Source organism: Solicola agrisoli, from assembly GCF_049059935.1.
GTDB lineage: Bacteria > Actinomycetota > Actinomycetes > Propionibacteriales > Nocardioidaceae > JAURVT01.
Map to the genome: position 1 here is coordinate 1 of NZ_JBMGQR010000030.1, position 26,439 is coordinate 26,439.

Consider the following 26,439-nt stretch of genomic DNA (forward strand, 5'->3'; position numbering starts at 1 on the left):
GCCGAGGCCGCACCGTCCGACGGTGCGGTGCTGAACTTCGCGCTGAACCTGGAGTACCTCGAGGCCGAGTTCTACTCGCACGCCGTCTTCGGCCACGGCCTGGACTCGCGCCTGACGACCGGCAAGGGTGACCGCGGCGGCGTCGTCGGCGGCTCGAAGGTGCCGTGGAAGTCCAAGGCGATCAAGCGGTACGCCGCCGAGATCGCCCGCGACGAGATCGACCACGTCCGCTTCCTTCGCAAGGCCCTGGGTGGGGCCAAGGTCGCCCGCCCCAAGATCGACCTCAAGAGCTCGTTCACCAACGCGGCGATCGCGGCCGGCCTGATCAAGAAGGGCCAGAAGTTCAACCCCTTCGCCGACGAGGACTCCTTCCTGCTCGGCGCGTTCATCTTCGAGGACGTCGGCGTGACGGCCTACAAGGGTGCAGCACCGCTGATTACCAACAAGACCTACCTCGAGGCCGCCGCCGGCATCCTCGCCGTCGAGGCCTACCACGCCGGCATCGTCCGCTCCGCCCTGTACAACAAGGGCCTGTACAAGGCGGCGCGCAAGATCAGCGACGCGCGCGACAGCCTGGACGGCAAGTCCGATCTCGACCAGGGCATCTACTCCCGGGTCCGTCCGGCAGCCGGCCGCGGCGACGAGAGCGGTGGCGGCGCGCGGGCGAACCTCGTGCCGACCGACGCGAACGGCATCGCCTTCAGTCGCACGCCCGGTCAGGTGCTCAACATCGTCTACCTGAACCCCGACAGCGTCCGTCGTGGTGGCTTCTACCCCCGCGGCGTCAACGGCGAGGTCAACACCTCCAGCTGACCCCACCACGCACGCGACTCGGCCCCCGGCACCCAGGTGTCGGGGGCCGAGGCGTTCAAGGGCTCGGCGGGGACGACTCGAAGCGGTCCCTGCCGTTGCGCTTGGCCTGGTAGAGCTGCGCGTCGGCGGCGGCCAGCAGACGATCGGGGGTCGCGTCGTAGGTCACCGGAGCCACTCCGACGCTGACCGTGACGGCGCGGGCAGCATCGGTGTCGAGGTGCGTGGCGCGGTTCCGGATCGCGTCGACGATGCGCGCGGCCACCACCTCCGACTCCTCGGCACCCCCGTGGGGGACGAGCACCGCGAACTCGTCACCGCCCAGGCGCGCGATGGTGTCCGAGTCGCGCAGCAGCTCGTCGAGCGCCTCGGAGACCGCCAGGAGGACACGATCCCCGACGGCGTGCCCGAGGGTGTCGTTCACGGTCTTGAAGTGGTCGAGGTCGAGAAGCAGCAGTGCACCCCGGGGCCCGTACCGTGCGCAGTCGGTCAGGTGCCGGGCGAGGATCTCGTCGAACCGGCGACGGTTCAGCAGGCCCGTCAGCGAATCTCGGGTCGCCAGGTGTCGCAGCTGCTCCTGCAGTCGCCGTTCCTCGGTGACGTCGTGGACGTGCACCAGCACGAGGGTGCGGTCCTCGGCTGGATCCGACGACGCCAGGTCGGACACCCGGTCCGGGCCGTCGATCGGCACGAGGTGGAGCACCAGCTCGATCGGGTCGTCTCCGTCGCCGGGTTCGATGCGGCGCTCGACGGTCAGACGACCGCCGGCGTCGGGCCCTCCGGCGACGACGGAGGTGAGGCTGATGCCGGGCTGCAGCAGCCCGAGCTCGTACACGTCCGCACCGACGAGGTCGTCGACGCGCAGGATCGAGGCCAGCGCCTGGTTGGCTCGCAGGACGGTGCCTCCCAGGTCGACCTCGCAGATCCCGGTGGGGGCCTCGTCGATGAGGCGTCGGACGTGCGCGTGCGCCGCCGTCAGCTCGGCCTCGCGGCGCTGGCCGTCGCTCACGTCACGGGCCACCACCATGAGCCCGGGCTCGCCCCGGTGCGAGAACGGCACCACCGAGACCTCGTGCGGCAACCGGGAGCTGGTCGCATCCACGTGCGTCGTGCCCGGCTCACCGTCCAGCGCCCGACGGAAGATCGGCTCGAGAGCCGCCACGTTGTCCGGCCCCGACGTCTCGAACAGGGTCCGACCGACCCATCCGGACACCCCCTCGCGCAGCACGCCCGCGCCACCGACCAGCTGGTACCTGAGGTCCTGGTCGGCGACGAGGACGATCGTGTCGGGGAGCTGGTCGGCGAACAGGCGCCACTGCTCACCGGCGTCCACCAGGTCGTCGTTCAGACGTGTCAGCGCGACGTCGCGCAGGGCCAGGCGCCGCACCACCGACTGCACCGCGGGTCCCACCAACGCGATCGCGGCGATGAAGATCACCGCCCGCCGCCAGTCCGACACGGGGTAGGCGACCGGGTCGCCGAACACCAGCGGCACGATGAACACGGCCGCCGTCGCCGCGCACGCCATCGCCAGACCGCGCCTGGTGCCGTGCAGGGCCAACCACAGGGCGGGGACGACCACCAGCTGCCCCGCGCCCGAGCTCGACCCGCCCGAGGCGTCCCGGACGAGAGCGACGACCCCGAAGAAGCCCACCGCCACGAGGTCCTGGGTCCATTGCGGCCACCGCCACCACGGGAGTCGCCACGCGGCCACCACCAGCAGGGCACCCAGGACGCCGGCCGCCACCATCGAGGAGATCCGGTGCCCGTACGGCGGGACCGCGAACGTCGCCAGCCCGACGACTCCGGCGAGACAGAACGGGATCACGGCCCGCGACCGCACCATCACCGCGGGGCTGGAGTCGGACATCGACCGATTGTCCCAGTATGTTCGGTGCGTGGGCGGCCGCGGGGCGATCGCGATTCCGGGTGGCAGTCGCTGCGAAGCAACCTCGACGGCCCCGACGGATGGCCGGTGCACCTCGGACGGTGCCTTTCGTCGGCCCACGACGACGGGAGGATCCCATGAGCAAGCCTGATCTGATGGGCCTGGCGCAGCAGGAGCGCGCCGCGCTGCTGGACCTGCTGCGAGACCTGAGCGACGACCAGTGGGACCAGCCGTCGTTGTGCTCGGGCTGGACGGTGAGGGACGTGGCGGTGCACGTCGTCAGCTACGACGAGCTCTCCACGACCGCCCTGGCGCGGACGATGGTCGCTGGTGGTCTCAGCCCGACCCGGGCCAACGACGTCGCGCTGCGCCGGTACGCGGAGCTGGAGCCCGACCAGGTCGTCGACCTGGTCGCCCGGTGCCAGACACCGCGTGGCCTGACCGCGGGACTCGGCGGCGGCATCGCTGTGACCGACGGCACCATCCATCACCAGGACATCCGCCGCGCCCTGAGGCTGCCTCGTCAGATTCCCGAGGAGCAGCTCGTCGCAGTGCTCGACTTCTCGCTCAAGGCGCCGACGCTGCCGGCCCGCGCGAATGCCAAGGGGTTGAGGCTCGTCGCGACCGACCTCGACTGGTCCCACGGCAGCGGTGCCGAGGTCACCGGCCCGGGGGAGGCGCTGCTCATGACGATCGCGGGCCGCGCTCACGCCCTGGGCGACCTGTCCGGTGAGGGCCTGGACACCCTGCGCGCCCGCTTGACCTGACCACGCTCCGGTCCCAGCTCAGGCTGGTCCACCGGTCGTGTGCCGAGGGAACCGGGCCCAGCACGTGGAGCGGCCGCTGCCGTCAGCGCTTCCTGCCACCGACGCCGGGCACGGACGCGACCTGCGTCATCCAGGCTGCGACCTGGTGGACGTCCAGGTCGTCGATCGACTCGAGCTCGACGCCACGCGTCGACCTGCCCATCGCCACGGGGGTCGCCGGCGGCACGGGCTCGAGGGCCGCGCCGTTGATGAACATGAGCGTGACGTGACCGGCGAAGCCGCCACAGCTGAAGCACCAGCCGTCGCCGACCCCGTAGTAGGCCATGCCCCACTTGACCGAGCGTTGCAGGTCGGGCAGCGTCCGGGCCGCCAAGGCGTCGACCGCCTCGGCGATCCCGCGCTGCGGTTGCGGCAGCCCGGCGATGTACGAGTGCACCGGCCCGTCGCCCAGCGCCGCCTTCGCGCCGCTCGCTGCACCCGCGGTCATGTCGACCGGCAGGCCCGCTGAGACGTCGTCGTCCGAAGTCGACGGCGCTGCGCTCCGACCACGGACGCCTGTCCTTGCACGGCGTTCTGTGCCCATGACGAGCTCCTCCCACGTGGTTGACCCGCTCAACCTGTCTGACCGGCCGACCGGGGCGAACTCATCGGCCTCACCCGGCTCGACGTGACCGAGTCGTCCCGCCTGAGCGCGCGGAGCAAGCGCCTGGCCGCCCTCGTCAGTCGCCGAGAGCCCCCGACAGTGCGTTCCCCAGCAAGCGGGCCACGTTGTTGTCGTAGCCGTGGTGCGAGATCGACCCGGAGAAGCAGATGGAGCCGACGCTCAGCACCCACCCGCCGCCCGGGTGCGGGAGCAGGGTCAGGTCCGATCGGACGTCGTCGCACTCGGCACCACCGACACCGGCGCGAGTGGCGAGCAGGTCCTCGCCGGCGAGCTGGTAGTAGTCGCTGTGGCCGGTCGACCGGGCGAGCACCAGCGTCTCCTCCGGGCTGCCCCGGTCCAGGTCGAACCGGTCGAGCTCGTCGCCCGACGACCCGTTCATGATCAGACCGAAGTCGCCGATGACCTCGTCGGCACCGATGCCGTCGAACAGGAAGGCGGCGCGGTCGCAGAAGCTGTCGGGCATCCGCCTGTACCCCGGCGCGTGCTCGTCCCAGCCCTGCGCGGTCATGCCGATGCCAGTCAGACGGTTGGGAGCGCGCCCGCGTTGGCGCCAGAGGCCCCCGACCTCCCCGGTGGTGCTGTGCACGCCTTCGCCGGCCGCACCCTCGGAGGGACGGGTGCCGACGGGGCCTCGGCGCACCTCGATCAGGTGGGGCCGCTGCTGGTCCTGGCTGGTCACCCAGTAGAAGCCGTTGCCACCGAGGTACATGAGGTGACCGCCCGCGTCCAGGTACGACTCCAGCGCGTCGAGGATCTGCGCGCTGACGTACTCGGGATGACTGCCGGTCAGGACGACGGCGTAGTCCTCCAGCACGGTGCTCCCCGCTGCGTGCAGGTCGTGGTCGGTGAGGACGTCGAAGGCGTGGCCGGCCTGGGACAGCCAGTCGACGAGGTACAGGTCGGCACCCAGGTGTCGCGGTGCGTTCTGCAGCCAGGCCCGGTAGTCCGGACGCAGGTTGGGGATCGGGCGGAGATGGGTGGAGTGGACGCAGGTGCTGCCGTCGGCGTGCACGTCGTAGAGGCTCAGGCCCCACTCGGGATGCTCGGCGAGCAGTCGGTCGAGGTCGCCGGGCTCGACCGGGTGGTCCGTCATCTGCTCGCCTTCGAAGTCGAGGCGGTCCAGCATGCGTTCGTTGGCATACGCCACGTAGGTGAAGGTGGGAAGCAGGACGGCGATCCTGGACCGGCGGGCGCTCGGTCCAGGAGTCACCGCGAACGGGATGACGTCGACGGCGTCCTCGGTCCGCAGCCGGACCCCGTAGACACCCGACGGCAGGTCCGGCTGCAGGGCGATGGTCGTCGACACGTCCCACCCGGCGTCGTCGAGGTCGTCACCGTGGAAGTGGATGGCGCCGTACTCCTCGGGCGCCTGCGTGTGGTCCACGACCGTCCGTGACCAGCGGTGTCCGGTCACGCCCCGGGCGGGCGCGTTGACGACGACGCCGTCGCGCCCGGCCCCGCTGACGTCGACCGCCGTGGAGCCCTCGGGGGAGAGCTCGAACCGCCAGTCCAGCAGGATCTGCGTCGGTGCGCCGGGCGCCGACCGGTGCGTCAACCGAGGGTTCTCGACCTTGCCGTCGAAGCACGCGGTCGGCACCCAGCGTCGGCCCTGCCGTTCGCAGCTCTGCGCCGCCGCCACGAATCCGTCGAAGGACCCGAGCCCCGTGGTGGTCCCGGTCGCCGACATCGGGGACGGGGCGCGACCCGTGCCCGCGCGGGCCGACACGACGGTGCACGTCAGCTCGACACGATCCTCGTGCATCGTCAGCTCCGCCCGGTACCAGGTGTCGCGGCGCCAGGGGACGTCGAGCGAGGCCGACGCCCTGACGTCAGGGCGGCCCGCGCAGAGCCGACCGCGCCCGTCGAGCACGACGCCGACGGCCGGGCGGCCGCCCAGCGTCAGCATGGCCACCGCCTGCTCCTGACCCGATCGTGGCCGGGTCGGTTGGAACAGCACGGTCAGCGTGGTGCCGGCCAGGTCCACGCCGTCGAGCTCGTCGACGACCACGCAGGAGCCGAGGTGGGTGTCCTGCACCCGGGCGCTCACGCGGTGCCCGGGGACGCCGGTCTGCTCGATCTTCGCGCCTGGCCCGTCGGGGTTCTCGTCGCCGTGGACGAGGCGGACGAGGTCGACGTCCACCTGGGCCGTGGTGGAGCTGATCATGCACTCCAACGTCGAGCCCGCCGCTGCCGACAGGCGGTCCAGGTATCCGGTGAGCACCGTGACCACGCCCTTCCTCAGGCCGAGCAGGAGCCCTGGTACCGGAGCTCCTTGCCCTCGGGGGTGTCCACGTCCTGGCTGGTGAGGATGGTGGTGGGTGCGCTGACCTTCTTGGAGACCTTCTCGCCGCGGATCTCACGGGCGATCTGCTCGATCGCCATCTCGCCCATCTTGAAGGGCTGCTGCGCCACGGTCGCCTGCAGCGAGCCCTCCTGGAGCAGCTTGATGTTGTCGCTGCCGGTGTCCCAGCTGACCATCTTGACCTTGCCGACGGCGTCCGCGTTGCGCAGCGCCACCGCGGCGCCGGTCGAGTTCAGGTAGTTGGTGGTGTAGATGGCCTTCAGGTCCGGGTACTTCACCAGGGTCGAGGAGGCGTTGGACTGGATCGCCGACGGCGAGATGTCGGGGTAGGAGACGGAGACGACCTTGATGTCGGGGTAGTCCTTCAGCGCAGCCTCGAAGCCCTTGATGCGCGCCTGGGTGATCGGGTTGCTCGGCAGGGAGCCGATGGCGGCGATCTCGCCCTTGCCGCCGATCATCTCGGCGAGCGCCGTGGTGATCTTCTTGGCGCCGTCGTAGTGGTCGGAGGCGACGAAGGTGTCGTACAGGTCGTCGTCGTCGAGCTGGGCGTCGACGTCGGCGACGAAGACCCCGTCCTGCTTGGCGCTGCGCAGCGGGATGCCACCGGCCACCGGATCGGCCGGGGTGTAGATGAGTGCGCGCGGGCTGGTGCTGAGGACGTTCTGGACGATCGTGTTCTGCGCGGCCTGGCTCTGGTTCTGCGAGGCCTGCTGCTCGCCGACGTCCATGCCGAGCTTCTTGCCTGCGGTACGGGCGCCGCAGGCGACCTCCTGGTAGTACGGATCGCCGGCCAGGGGGCCGACGATGGCGACCTTGGCGCCCTCCACGGAGCCGCTGTCACCTCCGGCGGAGCCTCCGCCGCCGCAGGCCGCGACGCAGAGGGTGAGCGAGGCCACGGCCGCGACGGCGGTGGTCGAACGTCGGATGGACAGACGCATGGTGGTGCCTTTCGGGAGGGGAGTGGGGGAGCGGTGCAGGGATCAGCGGGGGGCGGTGCCGCGGGGGCGTCTGCCCATGCGCAGGCGGCGGAGGCGGTCGATGTAGATCGCGCCGACGAGGACCACGCCGGTGACGGCTTGCTGCCAGAACGACTGGAGGCCCGCGATCACCAGACCGCTGGCGAGGACGACGGGGATCGCGTTGCCGAAGACGGTGCCGGCCACGGAGCCCACGCCACCGAACAGGCTGGCGCCACCGAGCAGCGCCGCGGTGGCGGCGACGAGCGCGTCGAGGGAGTGCCCGTTGATGTTGGTGGTGCCGTAGACGGCCAGGGACAGCCATCCCGCGAGACCGGCGAGCAGCCCGGAGATGAGGTAGATGACGGTGAGGTGGCCGCGGACGTTGACGCCCGCCCGCACCGCTGCCTCGGCGTTCGACCCGATGGCGTAGGTGTGCCGGCCGAACGCCGTGGACCGCAGGACCGATCCGACGACGAGGGCGATGAGTGCGGCGATGATCACCACGGTGGGGACGCCGATCACCCGCGCCAGGCCGAAGTCGGCCATCTGCGGCGGGACGTTGTTCAGGTCCGGTCCGCCGGTGACGACCTGCGCGATGCCCAGAGCCGACCCGAAGGAACCCAGGGTGACGATGATCGGGTTGAGCTCGGCGTAGGCGATCAGGGCTCCGTTGATGGCTCCGAGGACGGCGCCGCTGACCAGTGCGACCACCAGCCCGACGAGCGCGGTCGGCCATCCCGAGCCGCCCATCTCCCGCATGGCCACGACCGACAGGACCCCGGAGAGCACCAGGACCGATCCCACCGAGAGGTCGAACCCCGCGGTGATGATGGCCAGCGTCACGCCGATGGCGAGGATGAGGACGATCGACCCCGCGAGGGCCATGTTCCGGACGTTCGTCGCGCCGACGAAGGTCGGTCCGTTGATGAGTGTGAACACCAGCAGCAGCGCGATGAGCGCCGAGATGACGACGAAGAGGGGGTGCTGGACGATCCGTCGGACGCGCTCGGCCGCGTCGTCGGTCTGGGGTGTGGTGGGGTGGGCTGGGGTGGTGGTCGTGCTCATCAGAGGTCCTTCCCGGACTCGGTGAGGTCGGTGGGCTCGGACGTCTCCGACGTGCCGCCGGTCATCTCGGCGACGAGTCGCTCCAACGTGGCGTCGGCGCGGTCGATGCTGGCGACTCGACTGCCCAGCCGCAGCACCTCGATGTGGTCGGACACCGCCAGGACGTCGCTCATGTTGTGGGTGATCAGGACGACGGCCAGGCCCTGGTCGGCCACGCGGCGGACCATGTCGAGCACGCCGCGCGTCTGCACGACGCCGAGCGCCGCCGTGGGCTCGTCGAGGAGGACGACCCGCTTGGCCCAGCTGACGGCCTTGGCGACGGCCACGCCCTGACGCTGTCCGCCGGACATCTCGCGCACGGACCCTCGTCGCGGGTCCACCCGGAGGCCGAGCCGCTGGAAGTCCTTGACGGCCGAGGTCGCCATCGCCTTGTCGTCGAGGTAGCCCAGCCGACCGAGCAGTCCGCGGCGACGGACCTCGCGACCGAGGAACATGTTCTGGACCGGCCCGAGGTCCGGTGCGAGCGCCAGGTCCTGGTAGACGGTCTCGATGCCGACGCGTTGGGCGTCCGACGGGGAGGTGGCCGTCAGGGGTTCGCCGTCGACGGTGATGGAACCCGAGTCCGGGGTGAGTGCTCCCGACAGGACCTTGACCAGGGTGGACTTCCCGGCGCCGTTGTCACCGATCAGGGCGGTGACCTGACCGGCTCGGCACGCGAAGGAGGCGCCGCGGAGGGCCTGGACCTGGCCGTAGGACTTGAAGAGTCCCTCGGCACGCAGGGCGTAGTCGTCGGTTGACATGGTGGGCTCCTGGGGGCTTGACGGCGGTGGCCATTCCGGTTTCGGGCGTGGTGCAGCGACGGAGCCGCTCGGTGCTCGGCCCGTTGCTGTGGCGAGAGGTCAGTGGCGCTCGGCCTCGGCCCCGCCGCTGGGGGTCGGCGGCACCGGGGGCGAGAGGCGCTTGCGGGTCCTGCGGGTCTCGGTGAGTGCCTGGGTGAGCAGGAGACGTGACGTCATGGGTGGGACCTTCCTGGTGGGTCAGATCAGCTCGCCGGCGGAGGGAAGCGTGTCGGGGTGCTCCTGGGCGTACCGGGGTCCGGCCTGACCCGAGCCGAGGCGGCGGCGCAGCACGAGCAGCCACCACAGCAGGGCGAGCAGCATGATCCCGGCGAAGACCAGGCCGTTGCCCTCGAACGCGGGGAGGAAGATCAGCACGGCCTCGACGGCGACGAACACGACCAGGCTGACGAGGACGACGGGGACCCGGGCTCGGCCCAGGTCGTAGGTTCCCGGCTCGGGCGTCGGGATCCGGTCCTTGGCTGCGGCCACGAGGACTCCGACGGCCTGGAGCAGGTAGGTGGTGAAGAACGCGAGCGAGGCGATGCCGAGGAAGTAGTTGAACGCCTGCTCGTTGACGAGGGCCGAGAGCAGCAGCAGCACGGACACGGCGCCGAGCGAGAGCACGGCCGTGGTGGGGGTCTTGCGCGTCTCCGAGACGTTCCTCAGGGCGCGCGAGAAGGGCATCATGTTGTCGCGCGAGAGCGAGTAGAGGAGCCTGGTCCCGACCAGCACGTTGGCCAGCAGGCACACCAGGATGTTGGTCAGGGCCACGGCGACCACCAGGCGGGAGAACGCGGGCCCGAGCTGCTGGCTGATGATCTCCTCGATCGGTGCCGACGAGCTCGCCACCGCGGCGGGGTCCTTGATCGCCAGGACGTAGACCAGGTACATGGCGAACTCGATGACGCACGACGCGGCGAACGCGTAGAACATGGTGCGGGGGATGACGCGGCGGGCGTCCTTGGTCTCCTCGGCGACGTCGGCCACCGCCTCGACGCCGACCAGTCCGAAGAACGGCCCGAGGGCGGCGACCAGCCACGCCACGGCGTAGCTCGAGTGGTCCGCGGGGGTGGCGGCCGTGAAGAGCGAGCTGATGGGTTGTGCGTCGTTGGTGACGACGAACGCGACCAGCGCCACCACGACGGTCACCCCGATGGTGACGACGAACTCCAGGCCCACACCGATGTTGTTGATGAAGGTGGCCAGGCGAACGCGGTAGGCGTTGATCAGGACGCACACCGCGACGACACCGATCGCGAGGAAGATCTGGCGCTGCTGGGTGAGCTCCCACTCCATGACGCTGCCGAGGTAGCCCGCGAAGATGTACCCCAGGCTGGTCATGCCGCTGACCCAGCCGACCAGGGCGGAGAACCCGGTGAACCATCCGAAGCTCGAGCCGTTCAGGCGGCTCGTCCACTGGTAGGCGTACCCGGCCAGGGGGATCTTCGCCGCGAGGTCGGCGGCGACCAGCGTCCACAGCAGGAACACCGGGATGGCCAGGAACAGGGTCCAGATGAACGGGGAGCCGGCGTTGGTGTAGCCGGCGCCGAAGCTCGCGAACACGGCCGTGGTGGCGCTGATGGTGGAGAACCCGATCGCGAACGACGCGAGCTTGCTGACCGACCGGTCGAGCTTCTGCTCGTACCCGAACTCGGCAAGGCGGGCGTCCTCGTCCTCCCCGGCCTGTCGGGGAGGGGGTGTCAGGTCGGCGTTCACGCCGGCGCCGGAGACCTTGTCGCTCATGTGGACCTTCTTCTGCCACCGACCGCCGGCCCGGTGCCGTGATCGTTGGTCAGCAGTGAACGCCACCTGGGGTCGTCGAGGAAGGACCGAAGTGTTATCTACTCATTGACGACGGTTATCACCAGTTGGCGCCGTCCTGGGCGACGCGGCGGCGCATGTGCCGGACCAGACGTTGCGCCGACGATGACAGCCTGTTCGGCCGCCAGGCGAGCGCCGTGTAGCTGGGGGGGCGATCGGTGATCGGGACGAACACGGTGCCGTGGCGGCCGTACCGGTCGACCAGCGAGGAGGTGGTGAAGCTGATGCCCACCCCGCGGGCGACGAGGGTCATCTCGGTGTCGTAGGTCGCCGCCTCGGCCACCACGGGTGCCGGTCGACCCTGCCGGGCATCGAGCGCGAGCCAGTAGTCGCGCCAGCCGCCCGCGGACAGCGGAGCGGCAATGATGTCCTCGTCGAGCAGCTCGTCGATCTCCAGCTCCTCGCGGCCCGCCAGTCGGTGCTCGCGAGGCAGGCAGGCGACCCAGCCCTCCTGTGCCACGTTGATGGTCTGGAGGTCGGACACGTCGACCGGCGGACGGAGCAGGGCGATGTCGGTCGCACCCGACCGCAAGCCGGCGGTGGGGTCGGAGAAGTCGTACTCGGTGGTCTCGATCGCCAGACCCGGCAGTGACCGGTCCACGCCCTCCAGGAGCCGGAAGAGCAGGTCGGCCCCGGTGCCGGTGAGGTAGCCGATCCGGACCTGCGCATTGCCGGCGAGCTCGTCCACGACGTCCATCGTGACCTGCACCTCGCGCAGGGCGGAGCGGACGTACGGGAGCCACTGCCGGCCGACCTCGGTGAGCTGGACCGAGTGGGTGTCCCGATCGAAGAGCCGGTCGCCGACCAGGCCCTCGAGCTGCCTGATGGCCGACGACAGCGCGGGCTGGGAGATGAACAACCGTTCGGCTGCCCTCCGGTAGTTCAGCTCGGCGGCCAGCGCCTCGAAGTAGCGCAACAGCCGCAGGCTCACGTCCCTGGCCACCGACGACCTCCTCCAGTGATAACCGACGGTTATCTCCTCATCGTATCTGTCCGCTTCCGTTCGTGGGCGGGTGTGGGCAGGGTTGCCCGTGCCCAGCACCGGATGAAGGAGACGACGATGCCCTGCCACCACGGGTCCAGCACCCTCCAGACCCCCGCTCGTCAAGAGTTCTTCGACGTCACCAGCCGGCTGGAGGAGTTCGTGGGCACGACCGGCGTCCGTGACGGCATCGCGGTCGTCTACTCCGCGCACACCAGCTGCTGCGTCCTGCTGCAGGAGGAGTCCGAGGACGTCACCTACTACGGGACCCAGCTCGTCCTGCAGGACACCCTGAACGTGCTGGCCGCGATCGCGCCGCCCACCCGGCACGAGGGCCAGTACCTCCACCCGGGCCCGATCCACATCCGCAACGCCGCCGAGCTGCGCGACGAGCTGCCGGAGTGGGGCCTGAACACCGACGGCCACATCATCTCCTCCATCCTCGGACGCTCCGAGACCATCCCGGTCGTCGACGGCGCCCTGGTGCTCGGTGAGTTCGGTCGCGTGTACTTCGGCGACCTCGACTCGGTGCGGGCGCGCGAGCGGACCGTCCACTTCCAGGTCATGGGCGACTGAGGTGCTCGTCTACGCCGTCGACGTCGGCACCACCAACACCAAGGTGGTCCTGTTCGACGGCGACCTCCACCGGCTCGCCGTGTCGTCGGCGCCCGCGGTCTACCACCGCGAGGACGTGAGCGTCGAGTTCGATGCGTCGACGCTGTTCGAGTCGGTCCTCGACCTGATCCACCAGTGCTCCCGGGCGGTCGCGGACACCTCCGCGCACGACGCCGTCATCGTCCTGACCGGTCAGGCCGAGTCCCTGGTCCTCAACGACGAGCACGGTCGGCCGGTGCGCCCGGGGATGTCGTGGCTGGACGACCGGGCGGCGACCTTGGCGGTCGAGATCGCCGAACGGTTCGGCACCGACGCCGCGTTCGCCGTGACGGGCCAGCCCGTCTCGTCCGCGACCTGGCCGGCAGCGAAGCTCCGTTGGCTCGGTCATCACGAGCCGGCGGTTCTCGAGAAGACCGCGGCCGTGCTGATGGTCAAGGACGAGATGATCCGGCGCCTCACCGGCGCGGCGGCAGGTGAGGTCACCACGCGCGGCTTCACCTACATGTACGACGTCCGCGCCCGGCACCCCTGGTCCGAGATGCTGGACTACCTCGCGGTCGACCCCTCCCAGCTGGCCGAGACGGTCCCGGCCGGTACCGACGTGGGCGAGGTCCAGGCGGCGGTCCTCGACAGGCTGCCGCGGTCCGCCTCCTACCGCGTCAACGCCGGCGCGCTGGACCACTTCTGCGCCATGGTCGGCACCGGCTCCTACCGGCCCCGTGTCGTCAGCGAGTCCGCGGGCACCGTCCTGTCGCTCTCGGTCCTCACCGAGGGCTGGACCTTCGACGAGGACCACAAGGTGTCCTTCCACGCCGGGCTCGAGACCGACGACGTCGTGCTGTTCAACGGCGTCGACAGCGGCGGCGTCGCGCTGGACTGGTACCGGCGCGAGGGTCTGTCCGACATGGGGTACGACGAGCTCGAGCGTCGGCTCCGGGCCCGAGGCGCAGCGACCGCTCCGATCTTCCTCCCGTACCTCACGGGCGTGAACCCTCCGGACTTCTTCGCCGACGCCCACGGCGCCTTCCTCGGTCTCACGCTCGGGCACGACCGGATCGATCTGGCCTACGCGGTCGAGGAGGGCATCGCCCACCTGCTGCACCGCAACGTCGAGTACCTGCAGACGCCCGGACCCCCGGAGATCGTCTCGACCGGCGGAGGTGCCGCGTCGAGCTTCTGGAACCAGCTCAAGGCCGACGTCTGCGGCGTCGACGTCGTGGTGCCCGACGAGCAGGAGGCCACCTGCCGAGGTGCGGCGGTCCTGGCCCTGAGAGCAGCCGGCGGCATCGACGACATCGCCGACGCGGCCCACCTCAACCAGCCGGCCGCCGCGCGCTACACGCCCACCGACGTCGTCGGCCGCGCCGAGCGGTACCGCCGGTTCGACGACTACCTGAACCGACTGTTCGACCACTGACCGCAAGGAGATCCCCATGTTGCTCGCCTGTTCCTCCCCGATGGTCCCCGGCGACTCGCTCACCGAGAAGGCCACGCTGCTCAAGCAGTGGGGCTACGACGCGCTCGCCGTGTTCCTGCCCCTGGACGAGTGGACGCCGTCGGTGCGTCGCGAGCTGACGTCGCTGACCAGCCGCACCGGCGTGCGGCCGGTGGAGTTCGTCCTGACCGACGCCATCTACGGCCACGCGATGTCGAGCGACGACGACCTGCGCAAGAGGTGCCGTGCGATGTACGTCGAGGCGGCGGAGGTCTGTGCCGAGATCGGCGCCGTCACCGAGATCGAGTACGAGTACGGCGCCCAGGACCCGCTCCCGTTGTTCGAGCCCTTCCAGCAGCTCGACGACGACCAGAAGCGTGAGTTCGGGGAGTTCTACCGCGAGCTGCTCGACGTCGTCGTCGGGACGCCGGCCAAGGTGCTGCTCGAGCCCCTGAACCGTTACGAGAGCCGCTACCTCAACCGAGTCGTCGACAACCTCGAGATCATCGAGGCGGTCGAGCACCCCAACGCGGGGTTGTTGCCCGACTCCTTCCACATGTCGATCGAGGAGGCCCACCTGGGCGATGCGCTCAGGATGGCCGGTGACCGGATCGGCCACGTGCACCTCGGTGACAGCAACCGCACGCTCCCGGGGCACGGACTTCTCGACTGGGTCGACTTCTTCGCCGCGCTGCGCGAGGTCGGGTTCGACGGTTGCGTCAACCTGGAGTGCTCCACCGAGGGCGACCCGGCGACGACGCTGCCCGAGACCGCCGCGCGGTTGCGTGAGCTCGTCGCCCCGTGAGCCCGCCGATCCGAGCCCCGTTCTTCGAGATCGGGCCCAAGAACCTCCTCCGACGTGGCGAGGTCGAGGCGTTGGCCGCAGCCGCGGGAAGGGCGGGCGCGGACCACGACGTCTGCGTCATCCTCACCGTCCCGACGGCGTTCGTCGCGCCGGTGCACGACCTCGACACGGGCGTCCACGTGATGGCCCAAGGCATGGACCTCGACCTTCCCGGTCCGTCCATGCACCGGGTCACCGCCGAGGCGCTGGTGGACGCCGGTGCGACGGGCGTGATGCTGAACCACGACGCCGACCCGCTGGAGCCGGACGAGCTCGAGCGTGCGATCGAACGCGCCCAGCAGGTCGGGCTCAACACGGTCGTCTGCGCCGCGACCGAGGCTGACGCCGTCCGGAGCGCCAGTCTTGGGCCGACGGTGGTGCTGCTCGAACCACCCGAGCTCATCGGCGGCTCGGACGCCGGCCCACGCACCTGGATCGCGCCCTCCACCGCGGCCGTCCACTCGGCCGCTCCCCACGTGCTCGCCATGCATGCGGGCGGCGTGGCCACGCCACGCGTCGCCCACGACATCGTCGCCGCCGGAGCCGACGGCACCGGTTCGACGAGCGGCGTGCTCGGCGCCCACGACCCTCTCGCCGCCGCACGAGCCTTCATCGCCGCCACCCGGGCGGGCTGGGACACCCGGGCGTGAGACGAGCGCCGGTCCCGCCTGTTTCCACCACCACGACCTCACACCAGGAGAAGACATGAACACCAGCCTCAGCGGTCGCACCGCCGTCGTCACCGGCGGCGCCCGCGGCATCGGCCTGACCCTCGCGCGCTCCCTCGCGGCCGAAGGAGTCAAGGTCGCACTCCTCGACCTCCTCGACACGGTCGAGGAGACCGCCCGCGAGCTCGCGTCCGAGACCGGCGTCCAGACGTACGGACAGCGGCTCGACGTGACCGACCAGTCCGCTGTGGCCGACGCCTTCGAGACCGTCGGGGAGGTGCTCGGTGCTCCTCAGGTCCTGGTGACCGCCGCCGGCATCGAGATCAACGGCGACTCGGTGGACGTCACCGCCGAGCAGTGGCGGAAGGTCGTCGACGTCAACCTGGGCGGGACGTTCTTCTCGGCACAGGCCTTCGCGTCGGGTCTGCTGAGGGCCGAGCTCCCCGGCAGCGCCATCTTCATCGCGTCCATGTCGGGATCCATCGTGAACGTCCCCCAGTGGGCCGCGTCCTACAACTCCTCCAAGGCCGCCGTCAGCCACCTCGGCAAGTCGCTGGCCGTGGAATGGGCGCCGGCAGGCATCAGGGTCAACTCGATCTCACCGGGGTACGTCCTCACCGACCTCACCCAGGCGATCCTCGACGAGGAGCCGCAGCTGCACGACGACTGGGTCGCGCGCATCCCCCAGGGGCGGATGGCCGACCCGTCCGACCTGACCGGGCTCGTGAACTTCCTGGCATCGGACGCGTCGAGCTACCTCACCGCTCAGGACATCGTCATCGACGGCGGCTACACGGCCATCTGAGAACCGGGAGCGGCCCCCGGTCACCTGGCGGCGGCAGGCGTGTCGCCCCAGGCGGCGCGGGCGCCGGAGTCGCCGACCCGGTAGACCTGGACGCCCGCCGCGACCGAGGCGACGACGGCGAGGACGGCGACGCCCGTGGTGATGGCCTTGCGGGCGCTGCCGGCCCGGTCGAGCAGCAGCATGACGACCAGGAGCACGACCATCGGGAGTGCGAACCAGAGCAGCTGGTCGCCGAGCTCGGCGTGCTCGCCGGGGTCGCCGACGCGCTTTTCGAGGGCCTCGCCGCTGGAGGTGGCGACCGGGATCAGGGCCGTGCCGACCACGCCGAGGGCGACGACGAGCCAGCCGTAGGTCTGGCGCCAGGCGGGCCGCAACGCGACGACGACGGCCCCGATGATCGTCAGGGGGAGCAGGACGACGACGGCGTGCACCACCAGGGGGTGCAGGGGCAGGCCGTTGAACGAGTCGAACACGAGGTCTCCTTCGGGCAGGACCGTCCGCGGTGGAGGGTCCTGCCCGAGCCTGGGCGTCCCACCGTTAAGGGAGCGTCATGCCCGCATCAAGTCGGCTCCGTGCACCGGGCGAGCGAGGTCTCGCGGGCTACCGTGCGGCCATGGTGCACGTGCTGCTGGTGGAGGACGACGACGCGATCCGCCACGGCCTCACCCGCGCGCTCGGCGAGGGCGGTGACTCCGTCACCGCGGTCCGGACCGGGGCCGAGGGGATCTCCGCCGCGGTCGACCAGCGTCCGGACGTGGTCGTGCTGGACCTCGGACTGCCCGACCTCGACGGCGCCGACGTCCTGGCGATGCTGCGAGCGGTGAGCCAGGTGCCCGTCATCGTCGCCACCGCGCGCGACGACGAGCGCGACGTGGTGCGGCTGCTCGACGCCGGCGCGGACGACTACGTGGTCAAGCCATACTCGGCCGCCCAGGTGCAGGCGCGCATCCGTGCGGTGCTGCGGCGCTCGGGCGCGTCGGACGCACCGGAGGCGGCGGTCGTGGTCGGTGGTCTGCGGGTCGACCCGGCCTCGCGGACGGTCGTCCTCGACGGCGCCGACGTGCCGCTCACGCGCAAGGAGTTCGACCTGCTCCTGGTGCTCGCGCGCCGAGCCGGCTCGGTGGTCACCCGACGCAGCCTGCTCGCCGAGGTCTGGCAGCTGCCGTGGGGCGGCGCGGACCGCACCGTCGACGTCCACTTGTCGTGGCTGCGTCGCAAGCTGGGGGAGACCGCCGCCGAGCCCCGCTACCTGCACAGCGTGCGCGGGGTCGGCGTCAAGCTCGTCGCCCCCGACCCCGTGCGATGACCATGCGGCGCAGGATCCTCGCGCTCACCACCGGCGTGACGGCGCTCGTCCTCGTCCTGCTGGCGGTGCCGCTGGCGGTGGTCAGCCGGCAGGTGGTGGTCGACCGCTCGTCGCAGGAGACGAGCCTGGTGGCGCAGTCGGTCGCGGACTACCTGAGCACCGGTCGCTTCGACGTCCCGCAGCTGCGGTCGTACCTGAGACGGCAGGTCGGGCGCGACGACGTGCTGATCGCGGTGCTGCTGCCCGACGGGACCGTGGTCGGCGACCGCATGCCCGCCGGGCTCCCGACGCTGCGGCCCGGTGACACCGACCGCGACGGCGACAGCGGGCGCGACGAGGACCGCGACGGCGACGGTCCGCTGGACACCGACGGGGACGGGGACGGCCTCGGGGCGGTGTCGCCCACCGAGCAGACGTCCGTCGCGGACGGGCGCCTCATCCAGGTCGAGGCGACCACCCCGTCGGGGCCGGCCCTGGTCCGGGCGTACGCCGACGACGACGAGCTCACCGAGGGCGTCTGGCGGTGGTGGGCCCTGATCGCGACGGTGTCGGTGCTGCTGCTCGGGCTGTCCGCGCTCGCGGCGGTGCTGGTGTCGCGCCGCCTGGTCCGCCCTCTCGACGCCGCCGCGCGCACCGCGTCCCGGCTGAGCGGCGGCGACCTCGACGCCCGGGCGCCGGTGGACGGGCCGCACGAGGTGGCCGAGGTGGCCACGGCGCTCAACGTCCTGGCCGAGCGGATCGACGGGCTGATGGTCGCCGAGCGCGAGACCGTCGCCGACCTGTCCCACCGTCTCCGCACCCCACTGACCGCGGTGCGTCTCGGCGTGGACGCCCTGCCGCGGGACGTCCGCAGCCTCGAGCTCAGCGACCAGGTCGCCCAGCTCGAGCGCACGCTCACCGCGGTCATCCAGGCCGCCCGCAGGCCACGTCGTTCCGCGGAGTCCGGTGGCACCGACGCGGTGGCGACGGTGCGCGAGCGGGCGGAGTTCTGGGAGCCGCTCGTCCAGGACCAGGGACGCGCGCTCACCCTCGACCTCCCGGCCGTCCCGGTGTCGGTCTCCTGCGACGGGTCCAGCCTCGCCGCCGCCGTCGACGCGCTGCTCGAGAACGTCGTCGCCCACACGCCCGAGGGCACGTCGATGGAGGTGCGGGTGACCACCGCCGAGGAGCACGAGGACGGAGCCGTGCGGCGGTGGACGAGGGTCGACGTCCTCGACGACGGACCCGGCTTCGCACCCAGTGCCCGGGTGCGGGGGCACAGTGACCGCGGCTCGACCGGGCTCGGCCTCGACATCGCCGCCCGCTGCGCCGAGGACGTCGGCGGCCGCCTCGAGATCGACCGCGACCGTTCACGGACCCGGGTGCGCCTCGTCCTGCCCGCGGTCCCGATGGTCGGCCCGACGAGGACCTGACGCACCTGCCGTCCTGCCGAGCACCAGGTTGTTCACGACCACGCGTCCTCGTGTCACGCACCCACACGTCGGCGCAGCGTCGCGAGCCCCGCTCCCTCGACGGCCTCGTCCGCCACGGCACGCCCGGACACCAGCATGAGGAGGTCCAGTGCGTTCCCGGCGACCTCGTCGGCGCCGGCATCGCCGTGGGTGAGCTCGACGTCGCCGGCACGGAGTCGGACGTCTGCGACGTGCTCTCGGGCTCCGCCCAGCCCGACGGACGTCCGAACCTGGTACCGGAGCGCGTCGACGACCGCCGCGACCGGGTACCGGGGCACGATGCCCAACGGGCGCCGGACGTCCTCCCCGTGCACGACCGCCTCGACGAGTCTGCTCGCGAGCGGCGCCGGTGGTGTGCGTCGGAGATCGACGACCCGGCGCATCGACTCCAGCGTCTCGTGCCCCGTCGGCCGTCGGTGTCGAGCCACCCCCCGAGCGTTCGCACGATCGAAGTCGAAGCGGGAGCGGACCATCTGAGCGACGAAACCACGACGCGTCGTCAGGGCGGTGTCGACGAGGTGGGCGAGCACGTCGTGGACGTCCCACCCCGGACACTGCGACGGCCGCCCGAAGCCCTCGGGACCGATCGGTGCGAGGTCCTCGACCAACCGCGCCCGCTCCTCACGCACCACGGCCCACACACCGTCTCGATCCAGCTCGTCCACCACGACCTCCTTCATTGGAACTCCGTCGAGAACCAGACCGACGCCGAGGTCCGGACTCATCGGTACCAGGCCGTTCTGTCGCGACGTCGCCGGCGGGCTCGCTGAGGGTGTGGGTGCGGACGCTCGACTGCGGGAGACGCCGTGAGTCAGGTCGATGCCCGTCGGCGCAGTGGAGGATCGGTCAGTACCACTTGAGGTAGCCGTCGGTGCGAAGACGTCCGCCCTGGTTGACGCAGCGCGACACGGTGACGGTGTAGCCGGCGTCGCGGAGGCGCTGGGCGTCGGCGAACAGGATGTTCCGGCACGCCGACGGGGACGCGAAGACCCGGTGCTGCGAGCCTGCCGCCTGGGCCAGTCCTGCCGGCCCCACCACGGCGGCGCCACCGGCAATCAGGGCGCCTGCAGCGATCGCGGGCACGAGACGAGTACGGGACAGGGGCATCAGAAGAACTCCTCCAGGTTGCGCGGCAGCCACGCCACGGGCGGCGGTGGTCGATCTCGCGTCCGTCAGGGTTGGACGGTGTCGGCGAGCGTAGATCGGCAGGGGGTCAGCCGAGGGCGACCACTGCGCAGGGCGACGGGTGGTCGCTGCGGAGCTCGAGCGGCCCGCCACCGATGATCGAGCCGCTCTCGGAGGTCTGCACGGTCTGCGTCACGCCTCGCCCGGAGCTGCGGCAGGGGCGGTGAAGGTATGCGCTAGGCAGCATCCCGGCCGGGTCGACGGCGGCTCGGGGCGCTGCCGGCCGGGGGCTCGCTGCTGAACCACTCGACGAACGCGGCAGGGTCCCTGCGCTCGATCTCGTCGAGCAGGATCTGTCGCTGGGTGGCGGTCTGCAGGCGCAGCAGGGGGTCCGGGTGCCGGGTCCGATGGATGCTGACCTGCCAGGCCCATCGCAGCTGGTCGTACGTCCACGTGCGGACGACCATTCGAAGTGCGTCCTGGTCCGCGTCGACCGACCGGGTCGCAGAGGTCGAGGGCTCGGCCGCCGGTGGAGCGTGACCTGGGCGCCGGGCCATCGCCGTCAGACCACCGAGCAGCAGGACGACGAGGTAGCAGACGCCCCAGGACCCGCCGGCCGCGACCGACCCCACGAGCGCCACGCAGCTCGAGGCACCGAGGCCGAGGGCAGTCGCCCACGTCGACGTCGGAGGAACGTTCGTCGATGGGGGGACGAGCACCCACCGCGCCCACGCGGCGGCCGCGGTCCCGAGGGCCCCGGCGACGACCCACGAGGCTGCCGGCGTCTCCAGGGCGGCGGCGAGCAGGCCGGCGGCGGTGGCGGACGCCCAGACGGCCCACCACACGATCCAGGTGATCTTCACGCTGCCGTCCCGCCTCGTCGGTCGCCCCAGCGTCGAGCCCCGAGGTGTCGCCTCGGTGAACAGGACGAGCCTCGCTGCCGAACTCGGCGGACGGCAGCGAGCCCCGCCGCGGGCGTTCGGACGGTGTCCCGCCGTCGTTCACCGACGGGCCACTCCAGCGTCGGGCTGGGTGCCGGGTCGATCGCTACCGTCGGCGCGGGCCGAACGACCTCTCGTCCGTCCCTTCTCGGGCGAGGAGCTCACGTGGAGACCGTGCACCTGTTCTCCGGGTACGTGCTCGACCGCAGCCAGGTTCGCGCGTGCTGTTCGTGCGGTTTCACGACGGGCCCGGCGCCGGCGCAGCGCACGGCCCGGCGCGAGCTGCTGCGCGACCATCACCTGACACGGCCGGTCTGCGAGACGTGCGGTCGTGGCGACCCGGGGAGTCTTCCCGTCGGGCTCCCGACGTTCCTGGTGGTCCGGGTCGACGACGCCACCGACCGTCCGCGGGTGGTGTGTGCCCCGGGCGGCGGCGGGTGCGACGACGGTCCTGCTGGGAGCGACGACCCGGCGCCGGGCGCCGCTCCTGACGGCACCGCCGCGGTCGGGGACGTCGACGGGCTCGACGAGCCCGACGGGGCAGCGACCATCGCCCGCGCCGAGGGCGTCCTGATGGCCTTCCACGCCGTGGACCCCGTCCAGGCCGGGGAGCGACTCGCCGCCCGCGCACGACGTGCGGACATCAGCCTGCTCGAGGCCGCCCACCGCGTGCTCGTGGCCGTCGCGGGGGACGGGTCGGACTCCGCCGGCACCGCGCCCCGCGCAGGCGTCACCGCCACGCGCCGACGCTGAGGGCGCCACCGCGGCGGCAGTCGCCCCGTGGACCTCTCCTCCAGGTGGACGAAGTTCCTCCGATGTGGCGACCTCGTGCCCCGTTCGGGACGAGGATCGGACAATGCACGACACCACCCCGCCCCGACTGGTCACGCCGGCCGAGGCCGCAGCGATCCTGCACGTCAGCCCGACGTTGTTGCGGCGATGGGCGATGGCGGGGCGCCTCTCCGCCGCCCGGACGCTGGGAGGCCACTGGCGCTTCCGGCTCGATGACGTCATGGTGCTGCGAGCCACCCGAGCCGCTGCGGCGCAGGCCTGAGGGCGTCAGCTCCCCGACCGGACCTGCTGGACGATCGACTTGGTGATCGCGGCACGGGCGACGGGACGGTCGCCGACCGCCGCGAGGACGCTGAGGAACGCCAGCCGGCGACCGCGTCGGTCGAGCTGGGCGCGGCACTCGATCCGCTCGCCGAGGCCGACCGACGCGATCAGCTGCAGCGAGCTGGCGTGGGTGACGGCGTGCTCGCTGTCGCCGAGCGTGGGCGCGACGGCCAGGTAGGCCGCGAGCTCCAGAGCGGCGGCGAGGGCGGCCGCGTGCACCCCGCCGGCGCCGTTGTCCGCCAGCTCCCCGGGGACCAGGGCGACCCCGACCTGGGGCGACCCGGGATCGATCAGGTGGCACCCGAGTGCCTGGGTCAGGGGGACCGCCAACGCCAGCGCGGCGCGTGACCCCATCCCGTGCGGTGCCATGCGTCAGAGCCTGCGCCGGTCGGGCGAACGCCCGGTGACCGGCCCGTGACGGGCAGCGGGCCGTCCGCGGATGGCTCGAGGTGGCTCACCGGCCGGAGGACGAGGTGGCCGCCGCGTACTGGTCGGCTGCGGCGTGCACGGCGGCGACGTACTCGGCCGAGTGGTTGTACGAGAAGACGGCCTGCCCCCAGAGGGCGCCGTCGAGACGGTGGTCGTCGGCGCACAGGTACCGGCCGGCGGCGTAGGCCGCGTCGTCGAGGTCGTGGACGTCGGTGCGCCCGTCGCCGTCGCCGTCGGACGCCCACCGCCGCCACGTGGTGGAGATGAACTGCATGGGGCCCGCGGCCCGGTCCCACGACCCGTTGCCGTCGCCGATGGCGGCGACGTCCCCGTCGCCGTCGAGCGCGACCCCGTCGATCGGGAGCCCGGTCGTCCCGTCATCGGCGAGGGTGCGTCCGCCGATCGTGCCGTGGTGCGACTCGACCCAGCCGATGCCGGCCAGCGTCGTCCATCCCAGGCCGCAGCCGGGCTGCTCGCGGGCGAGCCTCAGCGCGGCCGAGGCGTACGCGCGCACGGCGGGGACCGGCACCGCCGTGCTCGCCGCGGTGCTCTGGACCCACGCGGGGTCCACGACCGCTGCTGGGTCGGCCGCCGCGACGTCGACGGATGGGACGGGGGCCTCCACGTCAGCCGGGGCCGAGGTGACGACGACGGGGTCGTCGACGACGCCGCCGCGGTCCGCCAACCGGGTGGTCGCGAGCAGTGCGGCGGCGACGGCGGCGACGAGCCCGACGGTGAGGACCGACCTCACCCGAAGCGGCCGTTGACGTAGTCGTGGGTGCGCTGGTCCTGGGGCGTCGCGAACATCGCACCGGTGTCGCCGTGCTCGACGATGACGCCGGGCGTCCCCTGGGCGGCGAGGAAGAACGCGCAGGTGTCGGAGACGCGCGCGGCCTGCTGCATGTTGTGGGTGACGATCACGATCGTGACGTCCTGGGCCAGCTCGAGCATGGTCTCCTCGATCACCCGCGTGGAGGTCGGGTCCAGCGCCGAGCACGGCTCGTCCATCAGCAGGACGCGGGGACGGACGGCGAGCGACCGTGCGATGCACAGGCGCTGCTGCTGGCCGCCCGACAGGCCGCCGCCGGGTGCGTCGAGACGGTCCTTGACCTCGTTCCAGAGCCCGCCCTTGCGCAGGCTCGACTCGACCAGCTCGGCGCGGTCGCCGCGGGAGACCTTGGTGCCGGTCAGGCGCAGCCCGGCCAGGACGTTCTCGGCGATCGACATCGCCGGGAACGGGTTGGGCTTCTGGAAGACCATGCCGATCGCGCGGCGCGCGTCGGTGAGGCGCCGGTCGGGGTGGTAGACGTCGTCGCCGTCGAGGAGCACCTCGCCGGCCATCTGTGCGGACGGCACGAGCTCGTGCATCCGGTTCAGGATCCGCAGGAAGGTGGACTTGCCACATCCCGACGGGCCGATGAGCGCCGTGATGCCGCCGGCGGGCATGGTGAGGCTGACGCGGTCCAGGACGAGCCGCTCGCCGAACCAGGCGGAGATGTCGCGGGCCTCGAGGGAGGCGAGGTGGCCGCCGCGGGCGCGGACGGGTGTGGCTGGTCCGGGCGCGTCGAGGACGACGGGGATCTCGACGGTGCGGTGGAACGCGTCGGTGGTCATGGTCACTCCTGGGGACGAGGCCTGCGGTGGCCCGCTGGGTGCGGGCCACCGCAGGCCGGTGGTGCTGGGTGTCGGGGCTACTTCTGCTTGATCGTGAAGCTCAGGCGACCCGCGCCGGCGTTGGCGCTGCCGCTGTAGGTGGCGACGAGCTTCTGCTTGCCCTTGGGGAGCTTGGCCAGGCGCACGGTGGCCTTTCCGCCGGACAGCCGGCCGGTGCCGACGACCTTGCTCCCGCGCTTGATCGTCACGGTGCCGGTGGGCTTGAGGGAGGTCCCGTTGAGGCTGACGGTGACGGCGCCGGTGGCGCGCTTGCCCTTCTTGACCGAGGCGGCGTACGTCTCACGGACCACGGCCGAGGCCTTGGAGACGGTGACGGTGCCGGCGGCGGAGGAGGGGACCACGGCGGTGGTGCCGAGGTAGCGGGCGGTCACGGCGGTCCGGCCGGCCCCGAGGGTGGCGGGGACGGCCACGCTCGCGGTGCCGGCGGACAGGGTCCGGTTGACCGTGGCGCCCGAGCCGACCTTGATCGCGACCGTGCCCGCGGCGGCCTTGCCGGCCGAGCGGACGGTGACGCGCACGGTGCGCGCCTTGCCCCACGTGGAGCTGGCGGGGGAGATGCTGACCGTCGTGGCCGAGGCGACCCTGGCCAGGGCGCTGGCGGTGGCCTGCGAGGGCTCGAAGGCGGTCCCGGCGGTGGGGACGAACTCGGCCCGGTAGGTGTGGCTGCCGGTGACGCCGCTGAGCTGGTGGGTGGCCACGCCCTGGATCACCGGCACGCCCGTGCGGAGGACGGTGCTGCCCTCGTAGAAGGTGACGGTGCCGTCGGGGGCCGTGCCGGCGCGGACCGCGGCGCGCAGGCGGATGGTGCCCGCGGCGGGGCTGTCGGCCGTCAGGGAGGTGGTGGTGGCGACGGCCTGGTTGAGGGTGAAGTTGCTCGTCGGGTTCTGGGTGGCCTGCCCGCAGACGCCGCCGGCGTCAGGGGTGGCGAGCTGGGAGAAGCCCGATGCCTCGATCAGCGGACGCGCGGCCGTCGAGCAGACGAAGCCGTCCTCGCCGAAGACGGCCTGGACGGTGGCGTTGCCGAGGTCGGAGCCTCGCACGACGTCGTAGAGGGCCCGCTGGGCGGAGAAGCCGGAGGGGATGCGCAGCGCGGTGCCGAGCAGCTCGGCGCGGCCCTTGGAGAACGGGGCGATGGCGTTGGGGTCGCTCTTGATCGGGGTGTCGTCGTGCTCCTGCACCTCGGTGACGGCCGAGCCGAGCGTGACGGCGGTGCCGCCGTTGAGCGCCTGCAGCTGGGCGACGAAGAACGACCGGGTGCCGGACCCGGCCTGGGGGATGAGCGGCTTGATCGTGGCGCTCGAGGTGCCGCCGACCTGGTTCCAGCGGGTGGCGTCACCCTTGTAGATGGCGAGGATCTGGGCCCCGGTGAGGCTGCTGGGGGCGTTGGAGGCCACGGTGCGCGACACGGCGGGCACCAGCGTGTCGAGGGCGAAGGGGAACGCCTGCAGACCGGCGCCGACCTCCTCGGTGTTCAGCTGCGAGGAGGACCGGGCGAAGTCGACGTCGGTGTTGTTCTTCGCGCCGTACAGCAGGGCCTTACCGGCGCCGGAGCCGTTCGGGCGGGGGATGGCGCCGGCGGGCAGCGCGATCGTGCCGCCACCGGTGGCCGAGAAGCTGGCGATGCGGGAGGCGGGAGCCGGCGTCTGCCCGTTCCACCCCTTCACGGCGACGCCGTCGACGGTGCCGCCGGTCGCGAGCAGGTGCAGCGTGTGCTGGATGGTGTCCGAGCCGACACCGATGAGGTCGGCACCGGTGGGCGTGAAGGTCGGGTCGTCGGCCTCGGCCGCCTGGGCCGGGACGGCGACCGCGAGCGCGGAGCCGACGACGGCCAGGGTGGCGGCGGCCGCGAGGGACCTGCGTACGAACATGGGTTCTCCTTGGTCTGGTGGTGCTCAGGTGGGGTGTGGGTGCTGCGGTGGGGCGCTCGTAGGGA

At 71.9% G+C, this 26,439-nt stretch carries 27 protein-coding genes; 11 read left to right on the forward strand and 16 right to left on the reverse strand.

Annotated features, from left to right (window positions below; all coding sequences use genetic code 11):
- A partial coding sequence (locus tag ACI6PP_RS12135) for a ferritin-like domain-containing protein (RefSeq protein ID WP_421111848.1) occupies positions 1 to 813 on the forward strand: 813 nt, incomplete at its 5' end.
- Positions 814 to 868: 55 nt separating this feature from the next.
- Here ACI6PP_RS12135 and ACI6PP_RS12140 read toward each other — a convergent pair.
- Positions 869 to 2,680, reverse strand: coding sequence for a sensor domain-containing diguanylate cyclase (locus ACI6PP_RS12140; protein ID WP_421111849.1), 1,812 nt, complete (start codon positions 2,678 to 2,680; stop codon positions 869 to 871).
- 155 nt (positions 2,681 to 2,835) lie between these two features.
- On the opposite strand from ACI6PP_RS12140, the gene ACI6PP_RS12145 reads away from it, so the two are divergent.
- The gene (locus ACI6PP_RS12145) at positions 2,836 to 3,465 is read left to right on the forward strand and encodes a maleylpyruvate isomerase family mycothiol-dependent enzyme (RefSeq protein ID WP_421111850.1); all 630 of its coding nucleotides are present in this window, start codon (positions 2,836 to 2,838) and stop codon (positions 3,463 to 3,465) included.
- Positions 3,466 to 3,547: 82 nt separating this feature from the next.
- Here the strand turns inward: ACI6PP_RS12145 and ACI6PP_RS12150 are convergent, their stop codons facing one another.
- The 7 genes from ACI6PP_RS12150 to ACI6PP_RS12180 form a co-directional block, all read right to left on the reverse strand.
- Positions 3,548 to 3,952, reverse strand: a complete 405-nt coding sequence (locus ACI6PP_RS12150; RefSeq protein ID WP_421111851.1) for a DUF1801 domain-containing protein — start codon at positions 3,950 to 3,952, stop codon at positions 3,548 to 3,550.
- 232 nt (positions 3,953 to 4,184) lie between these two features.
- Positions 4,185 to 6,293 (reverse strand): N,N-dimethylformamidase beta subunit family domain-containing protein, encoded by a 2,109-nt coding sequence (locus ACI6PP_RS12155; RefSeq protein WP_421111852.1) that lies wholly within the window; start codon positions 6,291 to 6,293, stop codon positions 4,185 to 4,187.
- 74 nt (positions 6,294 to 6,367) lie between these two features.
- Positions 6,368 to 7,369, reverse strand: coding sequence for a substrate-binding domain-containing protein (locus ACI6PP_RS12160; RefSeq protein WP_421111853.1), 1,002 nt, complete (start codon positions 7,367 to 7,369; stop codon positions 6,368 to 6,370).
- 42 nt (positions 7,370 to 7,411) lie between these two features.
- On the reverse strand, positions 7,412 to 8,455 hold the full coding sequence (locus ACI6PP_RS12165) for an ABC transporter permease (protein ID WP_421111854.1): 1,044 nt from the start codon (positions 8,453 to 8,455) through the stop codon (positions 7,412 to 7,414).
- Positions 8,455 to 9,255, reverse strand: a complete 801-nt coding sequence (locus ACI6PP_RS12170; RefSeq protein ID WP_421111855.1) for an ATP-binding cassette domain-containing protein — start codon at positions 9,253 to 9,255, stop codon at positions 8,455 to 8,457. The genes ACI6PP_RS12165 and ACI6PP_RS12170 overlap by 1 nt, the downstream gene beginning before the upstream one ends.
- Positions 9,256 to 9,492: 237 nt before the next feature.
- On the reverse strand, positions 9,493 to 11,037 hold the full coding sequence (locus ACI6PP_RS12175) for an APC family permease (protein WP_421111856.1): 1,545 nt from the start codon (positions 11,035 to 11,037) through the stop codon (positions 9,493 to 9,495).
- 118 nt (positions 11,038 to 11,155) lie between these two features.
- Positions 11,156 to 12,157, reverse strand: a complete 1,002-nt coding sequence (locus ACI6PP_RS12180) for a LysR family transcriptional regulator (protein WP_421111857.1) — start codon at positions 12,155 to 12,157, stop codon at positions 11,156 to 11,158.
- An 18-nt stretch (positions 12,158 to 12,175) separates the two neighbouring features.
- Here ACI6PP_RS12180 and ACI6PP_RS12185 point away from each other — a divergent pair, with 18 nt between their 5' ends.
- The 5 genes from ACI6PP_RS12185 to ACI6PP_RS12205 are packed head-to-tail and all read left to right on the forward strand — an operon-like array spanning position 12,176 to position 16,464.
- Positions 12,176 to 12,673 (forward strand): YjbQ family protein, encoded by a 498-nt coding sequence (locus tag ACI6PP_RS12185; RefSeq protein ID WP_421111858.1) that lies wholly within the window; start codon positions 12,176 to 12,178, stop codon positions 12,671 to 12,673.
- 1 nt (position 12,674) lies between these two features.
- A complete protein-coding gene (locus ACI6PP_RS12190) occupies positions 12,675 to 14,129 on the forward strand; it encodes an FGGY-family carbohydrate kinase (RefSeq protein ID WP_421111859.1) in 1,455 nt (484 codons plus the stop codon).
- A gap of 16 nt (positions 14,130 to 14,145) precedes the next feature.
- A complete protein-coding gene (locus ACI6PP_RS12195) occupies positions 14,146 to 14,952 on the forward strand; it encodes a TIM barrel protein (protein ID WP_421111860.1) in 807 nt (268 codons plus the stop codon).
- Entirely contained in the window at positions 14,949 to 15,641 is a 693-nt protein-coding gene (locus ACI6PP_RS12200) for a triose-phosphate isomerase (protein WP_421111861.1), read from the forward strand. The genes ACI6PP_RS12195 and ACI6PP_RS12200 overlap by 4 nt, the downstream gene beginning before the upstream one ends.
- Positions 15,642 to 15,696: 55 nt before the next feature.
- Complete coding sequence (locus ACI6PP_RS12205; protein ID WP_421111862.1) at positions 15,697 to 16,464, forward strand: SDR family oxidoreductase; 768 nt, start codon at positions 15,697 to 15,699, stop codon at positions 16,462 to 16,464.
- A 20-nt stretch (positions 16,465 to 16,484) separates the two neighbouring features.
- Here the strand turns inward: ACI6PP_RS12205 and ACI6PP_RS12210 are convergent, their stop codons facing one another.
- Positions 16,485 to 16,937, reverse strand: a complete 453-nt coding sequence (locus tag ACI6PP_RS12210; protein ID WP_421111863.1) for a DUF2231 domain-containing protein — start codon at positions 16,935 to 16,937, stop codon at positions 16,485 to 16,487.
- A gap of 140 nt (positions 16,938 to 17,077) precedes the next feature.
- On the opposite strand from ACI6PP_RS12210, the gene ACI6PP_RS12215 reads away from it, so the two are divergent.
- Positions 17,078 to 17,770, forward strand: coding sequence for a response regulator transcription factor (locus tag ACI6PP_RS12215; protein ID WP_421111864.1), 693 nt, complete (start codon positions 17,078 to 17,080; stop codon positions 17,768 to 17,770).
- A 2-nt stretch (positions 17,771 to 17,772) separates the two neighbouring features.
- Positions 17,773 to 19,182: a HAMP domain-containing sensor histidine kinase gene (locus ACI6PP_RS12220; RefSeq protein WP_421111865.1), complete on the forward strand. Its 1,410-nt coding sequence runs from the start codon at positions 17,773 to 17,775 to the stop codon at positions 19,180 to 19,182.
- A 53-nt stretch (positions 19,183 to 19,235) separates the two neighbouring features.
- On the opposite strand, the gene ACI6PP_RS12225 is transcribed toward ACI6PP_RS12220, so the two are convergent.
- The 3 genes from ACI6PP_RS12225 to ACI6PP_RS12235 form a co-directional block, all read right to left on the reverse strand.
- Entirely contained in the window at positions 19,236 to 19,886 is a 651-nt protein-coding gene (locus tag ACI6PP_RS12225; RefSeq protein ID WP_421111866.1) for a maleylpyruvate isomerase family mycothiol-dependent enzyme, read from the reverse strand.
- Between the two features lie 181 nt (positions 19,887 to 20,067).
- Positions 20,068 to 20,328, reverse strand: a complete 261-nt coding sequence (locus ACI6PP_RS12230) for a hypothetical protein (protein WP_421111867.1) — start codon at positions 20,326 to 20,328, stop codon at positions 20,068 to 20,070.
- A gap of 254 nt (positions 20,329 to 20,582) precedes the next feature.
- Positions 20,583 to 21,209, reverse strand: coding sequence for a hypothetical protein (locus ACI6PP_RS12235; protein ID WP_421111868.1), 627 nt, complete (start codon positions 21,207 to 21,209; stop codon positions 20,583 to 20,585).
- A 243-nt stretch (positions 21,210 to 21,452) separates the two neighbouring features.
- Here ACI6PP_RS12235 and ACI6PP_RS12240 point away from each other — a divergent pair, with 243 nt between their 5' ends.
- Both ACI6PP_RS12240 and ACI6PP_RS12245 read left to right on the forward strand, forming a co-directional pair.
- Positions 21,453 to 22,040 (forward strand): ANTAR domain-containing protein, encoded by a 588-nt coding sequence (locus ACI6PP_RS12240; protein WP_421111869.1) that lies wholly within the window; start codon positions 21,453 to 21,455, stop codon positions 22,038 to 22,040.
- Positions 22,041 to 22,143: 103 nt separating this feature from the next.
- Positions 22,144 to 22,341 (forward strand): helix-turn-helix domain-containing protein, encoded by a 198-nt coding sequence (locus ACI6PP_RS12245; RefSeq protein ID WP_421111870.1) that lies wholly within the window; start codon positions 22,144 to 22,146, stop codon positions 22,339 to 22,341.
- A 5-nt stretch (positions 22,342 to 22,346) separates the two neighbouring features.
- Here ACI6PP_RS12245 and ACI6PP_RS12250 read toward each other — a convergent pair whose 3' ends face one another.
- The 4 genes from ACI6PP_RS12250 to ACI6PP_RS12265 all read right to left on the reverse strand — a co-directional run bounded on the left by ACI6PP_RS12250 (position 22,347) and on the right by ACI6PP_RS12265 (position 26,374).
- Entirely contained in the window at positions 22,347 to 22,772 is a 426-nt protein-coding gene (locus ACI6PP_RS12250) for a thioesterase, FlK family (RefSeq protein ID WP_421111871.1), read from the reverse strand.
- A gap of 85 nt (positions 22,773 to 22,857) precedes the next feature.
- Positions 22,858 to 23,583 carry a lytic transglycosylase domain-containing protein gene (locus tag ACI6PP_RS12255; protein ID WP_421111872.1) on the reverse strand — a complete coding sequence of 242 codons (726 nt, stop codon included), beginning with the start codon at positions 23,581 to 23,583 and terminating at the stop codon, positions 22,858 to 22,860.
- The gene (locus tag ACI6PP_RS12260) at positions 23,580 to 24,446 is read right to left on the reverse strand and encodes a phosphate ABC transporter ATP-binding protein (RefSeq protein WP_421111873.1); all 867 of its coding nucleotides are present in this window, start codon (positions 24,444 to 24,446) and stop codon (positions 23,580 to 23,582) included. The genes ACI6PP_RS12255 and ACI6PP_RS12260 overlap by 4 nt, the downstream gene beginning before the upstream one ends.
- A gap of 77 nt (positions 24,447 to 24,523) precedes the next feature.
- A complete protein-coding gene (locus tag ACI6PP_RS12265; RefSeq protein WP_421111874.1) occupies positions 24,524 to 26,374 on the reverse strand; it encodes a PstS family phosphate ABC transporter substrate-binding protein in 1,851 nt (616 codons plus the stop codon).
- Positions 26,375 to 26,439 lie beyond the last annotated feature (65 nt).

What these genes read in the sequence shown, in the direction of transcription:
- ACI6PP_RS12265 (WP_421111874.1), bottom strand. Translation starts at nt 26,374, where the DNA reads ATGTTCGTACGCAGGTCCCTCGCGGCCGCCGCCACCCTGGCCGTCGTC.
- ACI6PP_RS12165 (WP_421111854.1), bottom strand. Translation starts at nt 8,455, where the DNA reads ATGAGCACGACCACCACCCCAGCCCACCCCACCACACCCCAGACCGAC.
- ACI6PP_RS12175 (WP_421111856.1), bottom strand. Translation starts at nt 11,037, where the DNA reads ATGAGCGACAAGGTCTCCGGCGCCGGCGTGAACGCCGACCTGACACCC.
- ACI6PP_RS12145 (WP_421111850.1), top strand. Translation starts at nt 2,836, where the DNA reads ATGAGCAAGCCTGATCTGATGGGCCTGGCGCAGCAGGAGCGCGCCGCG.
- ACI6PP_RS12140 (WP_421111849.1), bottom strand. Translation starts at nt 2,680, where the DNA reads ATGTCCGACTCCAGCCCCGCGGTGATGGTGCGGTCGCGGGCCGTGATC.
- ACI6PP_RS12250 (WP_421111871.1), bottom strand. Translation starts at nt 22,772, where the DNA reads ATGGCACCGCACGGGATGGGGTCACGCGCCGCGCTGGCGTTGGCGGTC.
- ACI6PP_RS12160 (WP_421111853.1), bottom strand. Translation starts at nt 7,369, where the DNA reads ATGCGTCTGTCCATCCGACGTTCGACCACCGCCGTCGCGGCCGTGGCC.
- ACI6PP_RS12150 (WP_421111851.1), bottom strand. Translation starts at nt 3,952, where the DNA reads ATGACCGCGGGTGCAGCGAGCGGCGCGAAGGCGGCGCTGGGCGACGGG.
- ACI6PP_RS12230 (WP_421111867.1), bottom strand. Translation starts at nt 20,328, where the DNA reads ATGCCCCTGTCCCGTACTCGTCTCGTGCCCGCGATCGCTGCAGGCGCC.
- ACI6PP_RS12195 (WP_421111860.1), top strand. Translation starts at nt 14,146, where the DNA reads ATGTTGCTCGCCTGTTCCTCCCCGATGGTCCCCGGCGACTCGCTCACC.
- ACI6PP_RS12215 (WP_421111864.1), top strand. Translation starts at nt 17,078, where the DNA reads ATGGTGCACGTGCTGCTGGTGGAGGACGACGACGCGATCCGCCACGGC.
- ACI6PP_RS12245 (WP_421111870.1), top strand. Translation starts at nt 22,144, where the DNA reads ATGCACGACACCACCCCGCCCCGACTGGTCACGCCGGCCGAGGCCGCA.
- ACI6PP_RS12185 (WP_421111858.1), top strand. Translation starts at nt 12,176, where the DNA reads ATGCCCTGCCACCACGGGTCCAGCACCCTCCAGACCCCCGCTCGTCAA.
- ACI6PP_RS12220 (WP_421111865.1), top strand. Translation starts at nt 17,773, where the DNA reads ATGCGGCGCAGGATCCTCGCGCTCACCACCGGCGTGACGGCGCTCGTC.
- ACI6PP_RS12155 (WP_421111852.1), bottom strand. Translation starts at nt 6,293, where the DNA reads ATGATCAGCTCCACCACGGCCCAGGTGGACGTCGACCTCGTCCGCCTC.
- ACI6PP_RS12170 (WP_421111855.1), bottom strand. Translation starts at nt 9,255, where the DNA reads ATGTCAACCGACGACTACGCCCTGCGTGCCGAGGGACTCTTCAAGTCC.
- ACI6PP_RS12205 (WP_421111862.1), top strand. Translation starts at nt 15,697, where the DNA reads ATGAACACCAGCCTCAGCGGTCGCACCGCCGTCGTCACCGGCGGCGCC.
- ACI6PP_RS12260 (WP_421111873.1), bottom strand. Translation starts at nt 24,446, where the DNA reads ATGACCACCGACGCGTTCCACCGCACCGTCGAGATCCCCGTCGTCCTC.